Annotated in this window: 17 protein-coding genes and 1 tRNA gene; 3 read left to right on the top strand and 15 right to left on the bottom strand. The window is 55.6% G+C overall.

Going from position 1 to position 14,248, the window contains the following annotated elements; translation table 11 throughout:
- Position 1: 1 nt before the first annotated feature.
- From KO498_RS10945 to KO498_RS10890, 12 genes are all read right to left on the bottom strand, one after another.
- A tRNA-Arg gene (locus KO498_RS10945) sits at positions 2–78 on the bottom strand.
- Between the two features lie 45 nt (positions 79–123).
- Positions 124–1,344: a cysteine desulfurase gene (locus KO498_RS10940; protein ID WP_215959930.1), complete on the bottom strand. Its 1,221-nt coding sequence runs from the start codon at positions 1,342–1,344 to the stop codon at positions 124–126.
- The gene (locus KO498_RS10935) at positions 1,337–1,930 is read right to left on the bottom strand and encodes a Yip1 family protein (RefSeq protein WP_215959929.1); all 594 of its coding nucleotides are present in this window, start codon (positions 1,928–1,930) and stop codon (positions 1,337–1,339) included. The genes KO498_RS10940 and KO498_RS10935 overlap by 8 nt, the downstream gene beginning before the upstream one ends.
- A gap of 13 nt (positions 1,931–1,943) precedes the next feature.
- Positions 1,944–2,441: a YIP1 family protein gene (locus KO498_RS10930; protein ID WP_215959928.1), complete on the bottom strand. Its 498-nt coding sequence runs from the start codon at positions 2,439–2,441 to the stop codon at positions 1,944–1,946.
- Between the two features lie 15 nt (positions 2,442–2,456).
- A complete protein-coding gene (locus KO498_RS10925; protein WP_215959927.1) occupies positions 2,457–3,740 on the bottom strand; it encodes a SufB/SufD family protein in 1,284 nt (427 codons plus the stop codon).
- A complete protein-coding gene (gene sufC / locus KO498_RS10920) occupies positions 3,740–4,495 on the bottom strand; it encodes a Fe-S cluster assembly ATPase SufC (RefSeq protein ID WP_215959926.1) in 756 nt (251 codons plus the stop codon). The genes KO498_RS10925 and sufC overlap by 1 nt, the downstream gene beginning before the upstream one ends.
- 24 nt (positions 4,496–4,519) lie before the next feature.
- Positions 4,520–5,311 carry a polysaccharide pyruvyl transferase family protein gene (locus KO498_RS10915; RefSeq protein ID WP_215959925.1) on the bottom strand — a complete coding sequence of 264 codons (792 nt, stop codon included), beginning with the start codon at positions 5,309–5,311 and terminating at the stop codon, positions 4,520–4,522.
- The gene (locus tag KO498_RS10910; protein ID WP_215959924.1) at positions 5,311–5,523 is read right to left on the bottom strand and encodes a hypothetical protein; all 213 of its coding nucleotides are present in this window, start codon (positions 5,521–5,523) and stop codon (positions 5,311–5,313) included. Before KO498_RS10910 ends, KO498_RS10915 begins: the two co-directional genes overlap by 1 nt.
- Positions 5,524–5,633: 110 nt before the next feature.
- Positions 5,634–6,200 (bottom strand): hypothetical protein, encoded by a 567-nt coding sequence (locus tag KO498_RS10905; RefSeq protein ID WP_215959923.1) that lies wholly within the window; start codon positions 6,198–6,200, stop codon positions 5,634–5,636.
- A gap of 129 nt (positions 6,201–6,329) precedes the next feature.
- Positions 6,330–7,844, bottom strand: a complete 1,515-nt coding sequence (sufB, locus tag KO498_RS10900; RefSeq protein ID WP_215959922.1) for a Fe-S cluster assembly protein SufB — start codon at positions 7,842–7,844, stop codon at positions 6,330–6,332.
- 25 nt (positions 7,845–7,869) lie between these two features.
- A complete protein-coding gene (locus tag KO498_RS10895) occupies positions 7,870–8,913 on the bottom strand; it encodes a cysteine desulfurase family protein (RefSeq protein ID WP_215959921.1) in 1,044 nt (347 codons plus the stop codon).
- Positions 8,913–9,374, bottom strand: a complete 462-nt coding sequence (locus tag KO498_RS10890; RefSeq protein WP_215959920.1) for an Rrf2 family transcriptional regulator — start codon at positions 9,372–9,374, stop codon at positions 8,913–8,915. The genes KO498_RS10895 and KO498_RS10890 overlap by 1 nt, the downstream gene beginning before the upstream one ends.
- 155 nt (positions 9,375–9,529) lie before the next feature.
- Between KO498_RS10890 and KO498_RS10885 the strand changes: the two genes are divergently transcribed.
- From KO498_RS10885 to KO498_RS10875, 3 genes are read left to right on the top strand one after another with little or no spacing between them, the layout of a single operon-like run.
- Positions 9,530–10,183, top strand: coding sequence for an alpha/beta hydrolase (locus KO498_RS10885; protein WP_215959919.1), 654 nt, complete (start codon positions 9,530–9,532; stop codon positions 10,181–10,183).
- Positions 10,183–10,428 (top strand): hypothetical protein, encoded by a 246-nt coding sequence (locus KO498_RS10880; RefSeq protein WP_215959918.1) that lies wholly within the window; start codon positions 10,183–10,185, stop codon positions 10,426–10,428. The genes KO498_RS10885 and KO498_RS10880 overlap by 1 nt, the downstream gene beginning before the upstream one ends.
- Positions 10,425–11,015, top strand: coding sequence for an HD domain-containing protein (locus tag KO498_RS10875; protein ID WP_215959917.1), 591 nt, complete (start codon positions 10,425–10,427; stop codon positions 11,013–11,015). The genes KO498_RS10880 and KO498_RS10875 overlap by 4 nt, the downstream gene beginning before the upstream one ends.
- Here KO498_RS10875 and hflX read toward each other — a convergent pair.
- The 3 genes from hflX to KO498_RS10860 all read right to left on the bottom strand — a co-directional run bounded on the left by hflX (position 11,012) and on the right by KO498_RS10860 (position 14,238).
- Positions 11,012–12,301: a GTPase HflX gene (hflX, locus tag KO498_RS10870; RefSeq protein WP_215959916.1), complete on the bottom strand. Its 1,290-nt coding sequence runs from the start codon at positions 12,299–12,301 to the stop codon at positions 11,012–11,014. The genes KO498_RS10875 and hflX overlap by 4 nt on opposite strands.
- Positions 12,302–12,323: 22 nt before the next feature.
- Positions 12,324–12,563 (bottom strand): RNA chaperone Hfq, encoded by a 240-nt coding sequence (hfq, locus tag KO498_RS10865; protein WP_215959915.1) that lies wholly within the window; start codon positions 12,561–12,563, stop codon positions 12,324–12,326.
- 160 nt (positions 12,564–12,723) lie between these two features.
- A complete protein-coding gene (locus KO498_RS10860) occupies positions 12,724–14,238 on the bottom strand; it encodes a TrkH family potassium uptake protein (protein WP_215959914.1) in 1,515 nt (504 codons plus the stop codon).
- Positions 14,239–14,248: the final 10 nt, after the last annotated feature.

Below are 14,248 nucleotides of genomic sequence, written 5' to 3'. Positions count from 1 at the left end.
ATGGTGCACCCGATAGGATTCGAACCTATGGCCTCTGCCTTCGGAGGGCAGCGCTCTATCCAGCTGAGCTACGGGTGCGTTGGGTTTCTATAGCCGCCCTCGCGGCGGCTCGCAATCGCGAAATCAACCCAGTAAGTTATGCGCCAGTTCCAACGCCTCGACCAGTTTATCGACTTCTTCACGCGTGTTATAAAGCCCAAAGCTGGCACGGCAGGTGGCGTTCACACCTAAATGCTGCATGAGCGGCTGCGCACAGTGGTGCCCTGCCCTCACGGCCACGCCCTTCTTATCAAGAATAGTCGAGATATCATGCGCATGCGCGGCACCCTGCATCGTGAAACTGAAAATCGCCGCCTTGTCAGCGGTGGTGCCCTGCAACCCAAGCCAGTTGAGGCCTGTGAGCCGCGCGCTAGCGTAACTCGCCAGATCAGCTTCGTGTGCGGCGACATTGTCCATGCCCAGCTCCATGAGATATTCCAGTGCCGCTCCAAGCCCGATGGTTTGCACAATCCCCGGCGTGCCGGCTTCAAACTTCATTGGCGGGTCATTGTAGCTGACAGCGTCTTTGCTGACCTCGCGGATCATATCACCCCCCCCCATAAAGGGGCGCATCTCTTCCATACGTTCACGCGTCACATAGATCGCGCCCGAGCCTGAAGGGCCATAAAGCTTATGGCCGGTGATAGCATAGAAATCACAGCCTATGTCACTGACATTCACCGGTGCATGCACCGCTCCTTGTGAGCCATCAACCAACACTGCAACACCCTTCTCGCGCGCGGCTGCGCAAATGCGTTTCACATCAACTTGCGTGCCGAGCACATTCGAAAGTTGAGTAATTGCAATCAGCTTGGTTTTCGGCCCGATCGCAGCGATCACCTTGTCCGCATCCAAAGCCCCTGTTGCATCTGTATCAACCCACTTGAGTACAACACCCTGACGCTCGCGCAGAAAGTGCCAGGGCACGATGTTGGCGTGGTGTTCCATAACAGAAAGGATGATCTCGTCACCGGCCTGCATCCGCGGCCCGGCCCATGAATAGGCGACCATGTTGATACCCTCGGTTGTTCCCGAGTTAAAGATGATCTCGTCCTCACTTGGCGCACCCAAGAAGCGTGCAACAATGCCGCGCACAGCCTCGTACTTGTCTGTCGCAAGGTTGCTCAAGTAGTGAAGTCCACGGTGCACGTTAGCGTATTCTTCGGCATAGCCACGCGTCACCGCATCAATCACCACTTGCGGTTTTTGCGCCGAGGCTCCGTTGTCGAGATAAACCAGCGGCTTGCCGTTCACCTCGCGCGAAAGAATGGGAAATTCTGCGCGGATCGCATTGAGATCATACATTTGTGGCTCCAATTCCACTGCCAACGCCAAGGATGATGAAGGCTACGAGCAGCCCGAAGGCCACGGCAAAGATGGTTAACACGACAGTCGCAAGCCCAGCCAGCGGAGTTTTGAACCGGTGCGCCGCCGCCAGCAACCCGCTGAGAGAGTAAAGCAGCCAGATGTTGAGCACCATGTTGACCAGACTGGCAACGGGCAGCATGAATATGCTTAGCAAGAATATCCCCAGACCGGCGACGAAACTGACAAGCTGCCAGAGTGTGACGACGGCCAGCACCTCCGAAAGCGTGCCCTGACCGCCGATCATCCGCCCGACCCAATGTAGGAAGAACACCGAGATGATCAGTGAACCGGCGATCAGCATCGTCAGGATAAACGGGCGGCTAGCGATCGAAATGACAAACTCCATCAGCGCGCGCTCTTCGGCCGACAAGTCCGGCGGAATATGAAACTCTGCGAACTGAAACGTCACTGACATCTGAATTGCGCTCAGCAACGCGACCAGCACAAGCGCCATCCAGAGCACTTCACGTTTAAGACCCATCGCCATCATTTGTTGACCGGCCAAAACCGGACGCAAAAACATATTTCTCACCAACTCATTGAGCATTGCCGGCAGTCTCCTTTGCGGCGGTGTAGCTGCCGACAAACCAAAAGCATGTAAATGCAAGAAGCCACAGAGCGCCGATAAGCGTTTTGGGCCAGCCCTCTCCGAGAAACCCGCGCATCAGGCCAAACAGCAGCAGCAGAGGTGATGCTGCCAACATGGCCCAAAAGAGCGCAAGCCGCTGCCCCCAGGCCTTGCCCTGACTGCCGAACACTCGAAAACCAAAATGCACGAGTAAAGCCAACGCATAAAGCACCAGCGGCATGATTATCATCGAGTTGAACAAAGCCGCGCCAAGCAAGGGTTCGAGTTCCTCGTTGTTGACATGTGCCTGCCGTGCCATCGGCGGCCATTGCGACACAAACAAGATCACACACCCCGCCAACAGCAACGCAATGGCACGGTCATCACGCTGGCCGATGCTGGTAAGCTTGCGCATCACTTTAGCCGGGCCTTTGTACGTGGCCAATATGTCCATCACGACTGACATGTGCCTGCCCTTACCTCAGCTGCGACGACGGATCAGCCAGCCTTCAAGGCGACTATTGATCTCATCTGCAAGCGCTTCATCTTCGATCTCTTCAACAGCTTCCGCAAGGAAAGCCAGCGTGAGAAAATCAGTGGCGATCGGCGCTGGAATGCCGCGCGCGCGAAGGTAGAACAGCGCCTCTTCGTCAATCGCGCCCGAGGTTGAGCCATGCGAACACGCCACATCATCAGCGTATATCTCAAGTTCTGGCTTGGCGAGAAACTGGCTGTCTCCATCTAGCAAAAGCGACTGCGATTTCTGGTAACCATCGGTTTTCTGAGCACCGGCCTTCACCAGAATTTTGCCCTGAAACACACCAGTCGCACCGTTACGCAGCACTTTCTTGAACACCTGACGGCTCTCGCAATTGACAGCATCATGGGTGACAAAAACCGTGTCGTCGTGCACGAAGTCACCGTCGCCCAAAGCCGCACCTGCAACATGAGCAAAGGCATCATCGCCCGTTAGCTCGATAATGCACTCGTTGCGCGTTAGCACGCCGTTCACCGTAAGTGTGAAGCTCTTGAAGGTGCTTTCGGTGCCCAAACGGGCAAACATGTGTGTCACGGCGGTGCGCTCGTGGTCGCGGCCTTGCGCCCGCACATGGTGCAACTCTGCCTTGTCTGCAATATCGGCCTCAAGCACGCAGTTAAAGCGCGCAGCAGCGGGGCCATTTTCAAGCAAGGTCAGCGCTGCGCCGCTCTCAACTTTGATCACATGATGCATCACAACATCCGAACTGTCGCTGTCATGAAGATAGATCAAGCTCACCGGCTTTGACGGCGTTTTGAGCACACGGATGAGCACACCGTCTGTCGCGACCGCGGTATTCAGAGCTGCCAATGGGCGCTCGACCGGGTCTTGCCCGGCAGTTTCAAGCTTGCCATACAACTCGGAAGCCCAAGAAATATCGCCGCTATCAGCCAAACGGCTGATCTCGACACCTTCAAGCGATAGATCATCAGAAGCCGCGGCATCATAGACACCGTCAACGAAAACGATCTTGAGGCGCTCAAGCCCGTCAAACACCGGGGCTTCGTCATGTTGAAATACCGCAGCAGATGCGGCGGTGGCATCTGTCAGGCGCTCGGGACGGGTATATTTCCAATATTCGTCACGTCGCGACGGCAGGCCGGTTGCCTGCACGCGCGCCAAAGCGTCTTTGCGGGCCAAGGATGACCATCCAGCCGTAACAGGAACCTGAAAGGCATCAAGACGAGACGCCGCAAGATCTTGTTTTGATTTGAGAATAGCGTTCATTACGCCACCTCTTCCAAAATACCAGCGTAGCCGTTGTTCTCGACTTCCAGCGCCAGTTCCGGCCCGCCGGTCTTCACGATACGACCATCCGCCATGATATGCACAACATCTGGTTTGATGTGATCAAGCAGGCGTTGGTAGTGCGTGATCACAAGAAAACCACGGCCCTCGCTGCGCAAAGCATTAACACCTTCAGCCACCAGCTTCATCGCATCCACATCAAGGCCTGAGTCTGTTTCGTCCAAGATACACATCTTCGGTGTGAGCATCGCCATTTGCAGCACTTCGTTGCGTTTTTTCTCGCCACCCGAGAAGCCAACATTGACCGGACGCTTGAGCATCTCGGCATCAATCTTCAAGTCCTTGGCTTTGGCACGAATTTCCTTGAGGAAGTCGGCAGCAGACAGTTCCTCCTCACCGCGCGCTTTGCGTTGCGAGTTTACGGCGGTGCGCAGGAATGTCATGTTGCCGACACCTGGGATCTCGACAGGATACTGAAACGCAAGGAACAAGCCAGCTGCCGCGCGCTCTTCTGGGTCCATGTCAAGCAAATTTGCGCCCTCAAGTGTGGCTTCGCCGCCAGTCACTTCATAGCCGTCCTTGCCCGAAAGCACATAAGAAAGCGTCGACTTTCCAGAGCCGTTCGGCCCCATGATCGCGTGCACTTTTCCAGCTTCAACCTTGAGGTCAACGCCTTTGAGGATTTGCTTGTCCTCTTCTTCAAGTTTGACTTTCAAGCCTTTGATTTCCAACATGTTCGCGCCTTTCTTAGGTGTGTTTTATGCCCCGGCTCGCAGGTGAGCGGGGAAATCTGATATCAATCTCTGTTTCGCTTCAGCAAGGCTCGCCGCATAGGGCAAAGCGCCCTCATGCATGGCTGGCAATGCCGCTTTGATGTCGTCATGCTTAAGCGGCAGAGGCAGAACCCGCCCGATGCCGGCAGCATAATCGTAGTATTTCATTCGTGGTTGCTTGAGCGGGTCGAGCCAGGTGTTTGGCACGCCATAGCTGTCAGCAACGATCAACCCGTGCAAAGACGAGCTAATAACATGCTTGCAAGCGCCGATCTTAGGGCAAACCTCTTCTGGTGTTCCTTGAACGTCAATGTATTCAACTGACGGCTCGGACTTAAGCAACGCTTTGACACTCGGATGCCCTAGCTGACCATGATGCAGAACCAACCCGATCCTGTCGTGCTGTTCAGGTTTTTTCCCAAGCGCCTCTGATGTCAGAACACCAGGGTCGCCGTAGCTTTCAACCTTCAGGCCAAGCAGCGAAGCCGTGATAGGCCCACGCAACATTGCAACGTCAACATGCTCGACAAAATCGGTGCGCAAGGCACCAAGCATGCCGGTTCCCCAAATGGTCGGACGGTGCGAAGGCCGCCCTTCTTTGCCCCAAACCCGGCGCGCAAACTGCAGAATCGAACCAACCGCAAACACCTCTGCGTCGCGCGGTTCGGCGTGCACAACCGCCCGCCCCGACGCATGCGCCGTTACAAGCTGGCTCAGCGCATCGCCGAAATTCGGTTTCGCGTTCCACCAGTAAAGTTTGAGCGGCGTCTGGTTCATCAGTCGTTGTCTTTGTCGTTAATGTCTTTAAGACGTGGCGCAATCTGGCGATCATAGACTTCGACCATCTTGCCAGTCCAAAGCGAGACAACTGCCGCGATGATGCCGCCGATCAACCACACTGGAAGATCAATCCAGTTGAGGGCCGTCGCAAGCAGAACACCGGCCACGACCTGCACCAGAATGGTTTTATTTTTTTCAATGAATTCCATATTAATACCCCTTAAACTTCATGTATTATCTGACGTCACGAACGCAAACTGGCGCGGCGCATTAGATGCACCGCGGTTCATTTTGAGATTTGTAATGTTGCTAGCGCCGGTTAAAGGCGTGCCAAAACCACGTCGGCGATCGAGCGCAGGTTGTTTTCGATGCCGGCTTGCGGCGCCAGAACGCCCGCCGCGTATTGTGGAGAGAACATCTCTTGCCAAATGCTTGGCGCGTAACGCGCCACTTCCGGCTCGCCGATCAGCATGAGCGCCATGCCAGCAGTCATCGCCATTTTGCCCAAGCCGGAGTTGATCTTGAGGATCATTCCCAGAATGAACATCACCACGATCGCAAGTGCTATCTCCGCCCCACGCAGCATCAGCAAAGATGTCAGCGCATCGCCGAACACGTAAGAAGCGATCACATGAAAGCCTGCGAGGCGCGCAACCAACATCGCCAACAACCCGATGCCAAAGCCGATAACCGCTTTTGGCAGGTCTTTGAAAGTTGTCTTCGGGCCCGCGCTCTTTTTGGGCTTGGTTGCGCGGCGCAAATCCTCGGCTGTGAAGCGCGTTGACTTCACATCGCCCTCGCCCGCAAGCATGTTGCGCTGACCGCCCTCGTTTTTGGCAATCCGCTTCATCCGCTTTTCGAACGCATCTAGGTTCTGGTTTCGCATCTGGCACCCTCATAAGTTGAGATTGCTCAGAACTTGGCAAAACACTCAGGCGCAAATGTGGCGAAAGAGGTGCGATTTCGCGCCCCTTTGACCCATTTGAAACTTGGTTATGATGCCTTACTGGCTGCATTAACCCACAGACCCTTCCAGCGAGATCGCCACCAGTGCTTGTGCTTCCATGGCAAACTCCATTGGCAGAGCTTGCAGAACTTCTTTGGCGAAGCCGTTAACGATCAATGCCACGGCGGCCTCTTCGTCCATGCCGCGCTGACGGCAATAGAACATCTGCTCATCATCAACCTTAGAAGTGGTTGCTTCGTGTTCAACCCGCGACGAGTTGTTCTTTACTTCAATGTAAGGCACTGTATGCGCGCCACATTTATCCCCGATCAGCAAGCTGTCGCATTGTGTGTAGTTGCGCGAGTTCTGGGCTTTCGGGTGCATGCTCACCAACCCGCGATAGGTGTTCTGCGCCACGCCAGCCGAGATACCTTTGCTGACAATCCGCGACTTGGTGTTCTTGCCGAGGTGGATCATCTTGGTGCCGGTGTCAGCCTGCTGGTGGTTGTTGGTGATCGCGATCGAGTAGAACTCGCCTTGGCTGTCATCGCCGCGCAGGATGCAGCTTGGATACTTCCAAGTTACAGCCGAGCCGGTTTCAACCTGCGTCCACATCACCTTGGCACGGTCACCGCGGCAATCAGCGCGTTTGGTGACAAAATTATAGATCCCGCCAACGCCGTTCTCGTCACCAGGATACCAGTTTTGAACGGTTGAGTACTTAACTTCGGCATCTTCTTCGATGACGATTTCAACAACAGCGGCGTGCAGCTGGGCAATATCCCGTTGTGGCGCCGTGCAGCCTTCAAGATAGCTCACATAGCTGCCTTTATCGGCAATGATCAGCGTGCGTTCAAACTGGCCCGTGTTCTCGGCGTTGATGCGAAAATAGGTGCTGAGTTCCATCGGGCAGCGAACACCCGGCGGGATGTAGACAAATGAGCCGTCAGAGAAAACCGCGCTATTGAGTGTCGCGTAGAAGTTGTCAGACACGGGCACAACCGAGCCGATGTATTTCTTCACCAATTCAGGATGATCGCGGATCGCTTCGGAGATTGAACAGAAGATCACCCCCGCTGCTTTGAGTTCATTCTGGAAGGTGGTGCCGACTGATACGCTGTCAAACACCGCATCAACCGCAACTTTACGGCCTTCGGCAGGCGCGTCCTCGGCGCCTTCGACACCTGCGAGGATCATCTGCTCCTTGAGCGGAATTCCGAGCTTTTCGTAAGTGGCCAGTAGCTTCGGGTCGACCTCATCGAGTGACTTTGGCTTTTCCTCCATGCTCTTGGGCCGCGCATAATAGTACTGGTCTTGAAAGTCGATCTCGGGATAGTCGACCATCGCCCAGTCAGGCTCTTCAAGTGTCTTCCAGCGCGCAAATGCCTCAAGACGCCAGTCAAGCATCCACTGCGGTTCGCCGTTCTTTTCTGAGATCAGCTTGACGATATCTTCATTCAGACCGAGCGGAGCATATTCCATCTCGATCTCGGTTTCCCAACCGTACTTATACTTCTCACCAAGCGAGCGAACGGCCTCGACAGTCTCTTCTTCAACGCCATCTTTGACAATCACTTCAGTCATATTGTTTCCTTCTCGTCTCGTTCGCTTAAGCCGCGCGGGCTTCATGTTTCTTGGCAAGTGCTATGAACTTGTCAGCAAATCGCAGCACATCGTCTCTCTTTGTTTCAAGCCCGAGAGACACGCGGATCGCGCAGCCTGCGGCTTGTTCGTCATATCCCATCGCGCGCAGCACTGGGCTGGTTTTGACTTTGCCGCTCGAACAGGCCGAGCCTGCCGAAACAGCAAAGCCGGCCAAGTCCAGTTGCATCACCTGTGTCTCGCCTTTCCAGCCGGATGACAGGATACAGGAGGTATTGGGGAGTCGTGTCGCGCGCTTGCCGACGAAAATAGGCGCGTTTAGCGCAGCCGCAAGGGCTTCTTCAAGCATATCGCGGATTTCTTCAACTTCCTGCCATCGACCTAACGCTACGTCTTGCGCAGAGGCCTTCGCCGCGGCGGCAAACCCTGCCGCACCAATGATATTTTCGGTGCCAGCACGCCGGCCCATCTCTTGGCCACCGCCTTTGAGCACAGGTGTAAGATCAATCCCGCGTCGCATGACCAAAGCGCCGATGCCCTTTGGCCCACCAAGCTTATGCGCCGAAATCGCCGCCATGAGCGGGCCGGATTTGAGGAAATTCACCGCAGCCTTGCCGAAAGCCTGTGTGAAGTCGCTCATCCAAAGGCCTTCAGGCAAGTCTTGCATTACGCCGGTTTCCGAGTTGGCCAGTTGCAGTGTGGCAAACCCTGCATCAGTAACAGTCACGTAACCGTTCTTGTCGCTTCCTAGCGTAGGCTCACACCAAGCTGCTACGGCGTCATGTTCGACAGCGGAACAGGCAATGCCACGCCCTGCCAGTGCCATCGCCGCGGCCTCGGTTGCCGAGCCGGTAAACACAATCTCGGCGCCCTCGGCTCCAAAAGCCTCGGCAACATCAGCGCGGCACCGCTCAAGCAGTGCTTTGGCCGCGCGCCCCTCTGCGTGAACAGAGGAAGGGTTGCCGACAACCTCCATAGCCGCCAACATCGCCTCACGGGCTTCAGCCCTCAAAGGCGCGGTTGCATTATGATCTAGAAAGACCCGCGGCATCACTCTTCATCCACAACGTCAAACAAAGTCGGCACAGCCGGACAGGGCGCAAGTTCGTTGCTGATAACATCAGCCAACCTTGCGGTGTGCAGGTAAACATAGACATGCGCAGAGAGCCCCTCCCAAAGACGGTTGGTCACCGACTGCGCTTTAGAACCCGACGCCGCACCACTGGCGCCAGCCCCCTTTTTCAAGGCATCAACGCTTTCATCCACGGCCTCAAGCACATCAACCACTCGGATGTCAGACGTGGACTTCGCAAGCTTATAACCGCCGCCTGGCCCGCGCACCGACTCAACAAGCCCCGCACGGCGCAATTTGACAAACAACTGCTCAAGATAAGGCAGCGAGATATCCTGCCGCTTTGAAATGTCACCCAATGTCACCAAAGTTTCACCGCTTTGCAGTGCAATATCGGCGAGGGCAACCATGGCGTAACGCCCCTTAGTGCTTAGCTTCATCACCGCCTCCGAGTGCGAATTGATTGACCTTAGGCAAGACAAAGACTATCTCGCGTAAGACTTCCGAGCTCTCGCTTGGATTTAGAATTGTTCTAATGTGCACGACTGATTTTGTCAAGAATTAGCGGCGCCCCCGACGGAGATATTGCAGACACATGCCCGAGGTTATTTTTCCTGGCCCAGAAGGCCGTCTTGAAGGCCGCTACCATCCGCAACCAGAGCGCGACGCGCCGATCGCGATTGTGCTGCATCCGCACCCGCAGTTTGGCGGCACAATGAACAACAAGGTTGTCTACAACCTACATTATGCCTTCTACAAAATGGGTTTCACAGTTCTGCGGTTTAACTTCCGCGGGGTTGGCCGCTCGCAGGGCGAATATGACCAAGGCGTTGGTGAATTGTCCGATGCCGCCTCGGCGCTCGACTACTTGCAGTCGATGAACAACAACTCCAAGCATTGCTGGGTTGCGGGCTTCTCTTTTGGCGCTTGGATCGGCATGCAGCTTCTTATGCGCCGTCCCGAGATCACCGGTTTTATCTCGGTATCACCGCCCGCCAACATGTATGACTTTTCCTTCCTGGCGCCCTGCCCTGCATCTGGCCTGATCATCAACGGCACCGCCGACCGCGTCGCGCCTCCGGCTGACACACATGGATTGGTTGAAAAGCTGCATGAGCAAAAAGGCATCACAGTGACGCACACCGAAGTTGAAGGCGCTGGCCACTTCTTTGAGAACGATCACATGGAAACGCTGGTTGGTCACACGCAAGACTATGTCAAACGTCGCCTGACGGAGAACACACGCTAATGTCCTCGCTTATTGATACCGCCGCAGCCCTTGCCGATGACACCATCCTGATCATGGAAAAATCCGGCGAAGACCGGCTGCACTATGCTGTGGCCGATCTTTTGGGAAAGTCATCGCAGACGCTTGAAGAAGCCTACTTAACAGAAGTGCGTGTTCGCCTCGCGGGTAAGGCTGCAAGAGAGTTTCTGCGCGGCAAAGCTGAAGAACTTGTTGCCACAAACAAGACCGAAACTCCCAAACCATGACGCAAGATCGGCTTGACCGGCAGATGGCCTTCCTCTGGGAGGCCGACAAGCTCAAGCAGATCATCCGCGCAACAAAACTTGGCGACAATTCCCGCTATGAGAACTCTGGCGAACACAGCTGGCATATTGCTCTATATGCAATGGTGCTCGGAGGTGACGCGCCTCAAGGAGTCGACACATCGCGGGTAATCAAAATGCTGTTGCTGCATGATTTGGTCGAAATCGACGCCGGTGACGCCCCGATCTTTGGCGATTTCGACGTTGCAGACATGGAAGCCAAAGAGCAAGCTGCTGCAGCCCGAATTTTCGGCTTACTTCCTGCTGACCAAGCACAAGAGTTCCACGAACTTTGGAATGAATTTGAAGCAGCCGAAAGCCCAGATGCACGATTTGCCAAGTCGCTTGACCGTTTTCAGCCGCCGAACCAGAACCTCGCAGCTGGAGGCGGCTCATGGGACGAATACGACACCCGTTTTGAGCAACTCGAAGAGCGTGTTGGCCGCAAAATCAATCACGGCGCGCCTTGGCTATGGGACTGGTTGAAGCCGCGAGTGATTGCTTGGTTCACTGCACGCGGCAAATCTTAAAGTGCCTTGAACTGATCCGCCTGCTTGCGCGTCCAATGCACCTTGAGGGCATAGCCTTCGTCCGTCTGGCGCTCGTCCTCGACAACGCCATGCTCAAATAGCCAGGCGCGTTGCCGTCCTTCGGCAAAACTGAGCATCAAGGCTTCATGTTTGCGCGCACCGGCCAAAGCGTCGCAGACAGCCTGCAACAACTCGTCGAGCCCTGCGCCGGTGATCGCAGAAACAGCGAACACACTCTCGGAACGATCAGCAATCGCCTGGATTGCACCTAAAGCTTCGGCATCCAGCAAATCGCTCTTGTTGAGAACCTCAATTTTCGGTGTTTTATTATCAATTCCAAGGCCTTCCAGAATGGTCTTAACGTCCTCAGCTTGTGCTTCTGTTTCGGAATGGGCAATGTCTCGCACATGCAAAACCAGATCAGCACTCAGCACCTCTTCCAGCGTCGCACGGAAGGCGGCAACAAGTTCAGTCGGCAGGTTCGAGATAAAACCAACCGTGTCGGACATGATCACTTCAAGCCCAGTTGGCGGCAGTTCAACACGGCGCATTGTCGGGTCTAGCGTGGCAAAGAGCATGTCTTTGGCCATCACATTGGCGCCTGTCAGGTGGTTGAAAAGCGTTGATTTCCCCGCATTGGTGTAACCTACAAGCGCCACAATCGGAAACGGTACTTTGGCGCGCGCCGAGCGGTGAAGCTCACGGGTTTTGATCACCTTTGAAAGCTGGCGACGCAGGCGCACAAGTTGTTCGTCAATCGCCCGTCTGTCAGATTCGATCTGCGTCTCACCCGGGCCACCAACAAAGCCAAGCCCGCCACGCTGGCGCTCAAGGTGTGTCCAAGCCCGCACAAGCCGCGTGCGCTGGTAGCTCAGGGCCGCCATCTCGACTTGCAGCACACCCTCGCGCGTGCGCGCACGATCGGAGAAGATTTCCAGGATCAGACCAGTGCGATCAAGGATCTTCACGCCCCACTTTTTCTCAAGATTGCGTTGCTGCACAGGGCTCACCGGGCCATCGATGAGCACCAATTCAATCTCGGCAGCTTTGAACTCAGCCTCTAGCTCGTCGAGCTTACCCTTGCCAAACAACATGCCAGGATGCGGGCGCTGAAGCTTCACCACAGTCGCGCCGCAAACCTCAAGGTATGGCATGGCTTCGGCCAAGGCCACAGCCTCTTCCAGCGCATTATCTGGTGCGCGGGTCGTGTCATCTTTGCGAATGTCAGGGTGCAGAACCCAAGCCCGCGTTAGCGTGTCTTCGGTTTCGTGCTGTGCATCACTCATAGCAAGCTCACAGGCTCAAGTGTCACTGCGCGTCTTCACCCTCATATAGGCTGATCGGTTGCGCTGGCATGATTGTCGAGATCGCATGTTTGTAAACAAGCTGGCTCTGACCATCGCGGCGCAAAAGCACGCAAAAGTTGTCAAACCAAGTGATAACGCCCTGCAACTTCACTCCGTTTATCAGGAAGATCGTGACAGGTGTCTTGGTTTTGCGGACATGGTTCAGGAATGCATCCTGAAGGTTTTGACGGTCGGAAGCCATGGTTCTAATGCCTTTTTAAGTGTCAGGCCGTGGTTCGGCCGCGTGTTCCAGCAATTATGTCTTGTGAGTTTGCAATATTCTAGCCCTCTTACGTGCTGCTAGGCCTTGCCTGTTGCAAAGCAGCTTCACTTAGGCGTTTTTCATGTCAGCGCAGCTTTGGTCAATCGCGCCAAAGCACGGGGTTCATCAACGCAATAATCGCCAGAGTTTCAAGCCGACCGACAACCATCGCGGCACAGAGGATCAACTTACCCAATCCGTCGATATCGGCCAATGTGATCGGCAAGTCAGAAGCAACATGAACAAGCGGGCCAGTGGTTGACAGCGCTGCGATCGACAGGATTAGCGCCTCTTCAAGGTTAACGCCGTTGGCCGCGAGCACCAATGTCACAAACGCCAACGAGAGCGCAAAGAGCATGAAGAAGATCCACGCAATGAAAGCCCCGTTGCGCCGGATACGGCGACTCTGGTTAGAGGACCGCCCCACAGAGGACGGATGCACCAAGCGTTCCATTTCGCGCACACCGTTGAGGTAAAGCGCATAAACCCGTAGCAATTTCACCCCGCCAGCCGTCGTCGCAACACCACCGCCAGTAAGCGCCAGCCCGAGCAGTATCAGCCCCGGCGCACCAAGACCTGACCAGCCGCGCGAGGCGTCCCAATCGGCGCTTTCAAAACCTGCTGTCGTAAGAAATGACAGCACGGTAAAGATGCTGCCCCAAAGCGCGCGCAGCGCATGAACAGCGTTTTCATCGGCGTTAACTTCCCGCGCGGCGAACCAGTGCCTCATAAACAGAAGCAGCGTCACCGCGAAAAGAATGAGCACCGCCATCCGGAACTCGGGATCATTGTGCAACCCCTGCCGGCGCGAGGTGATCGTATCTGTCGAAAAGGTGAGCCGTGACAAGGCAAACAACAAGAAGAGAAACACCACAAACTCGCCGCGCACGCCCGATGAGCTGCCTTCCAAACCGCCTGTCGCCGAAATGCCGCTGGTAGACATCGTCGACATTGCATGAACCGCCGCTACCAGTGGAGAATCCCCGCTGACCACAAGGCAAAAGCCGAGCAAAAACGTCAGCCCGACGTAAAGCGGCGCAAGCTGAACGACCACCCGTGCCAGACGGTGCGCATCGCGGGCCGGCTCAAAGCGGCCGAGTGGCGTGTCACTGCTGCCCGGTTCGGCCGAGGCCGTAACTTCAAAGCCGCCAAGGGCCAAGGGCGCCAGCACCGCCGCCGCGCTCACCCAAACAAACAACCCGCCCAGCCATGCCACTTGCGCCCGCCATAGGTGCATCGTGCCTGACAGGCGTCCTGGTTCAAACAACGGCGCGCCTGTGGTGGTAAAAGCCGAAACCATCTCGAAGTAGGCATTGAGAAAACTGGTGGTCTGCACCGCTTCGTAGAACGGAAACGCCAGCAAGACAGGCAACACAAAATATGCCGCAACTACAGCCGCGAGGCTACCCAGCCCACCACGTCGACGCGCGCCATTGCCCTGCATCGTGATGGCAACAAGCGTGCTAACAAACACCCCGAGTGTTCCCCCGTATAGAAAAACCCGCGCTTCATGGTGGTTGTCCCAAATACTGGCGTGAACCGCCGGAACAAACATCGAAAGCGAGGCCAACAATGTAAGTTGCAAAAACAGTGGGATTTCATGAAAACGCAGCATTCACGCGGCC

The sequence above is a fragment of the Lentibacter algarum genome (genome assembly GCF_018860975.1).
Classification (GTDB): domain Bacteria; phylum Pseudomonadota; class Alphaproteobacteria; order Rhodobacterales; family Rhodobacteraceae; genus Lentibacter; species Lentibacter algarum_A.
Note: the sequence above shows the minus strand (reverse complement) of the source record. Positions and strands in the feature narration are given on the sequence as shown.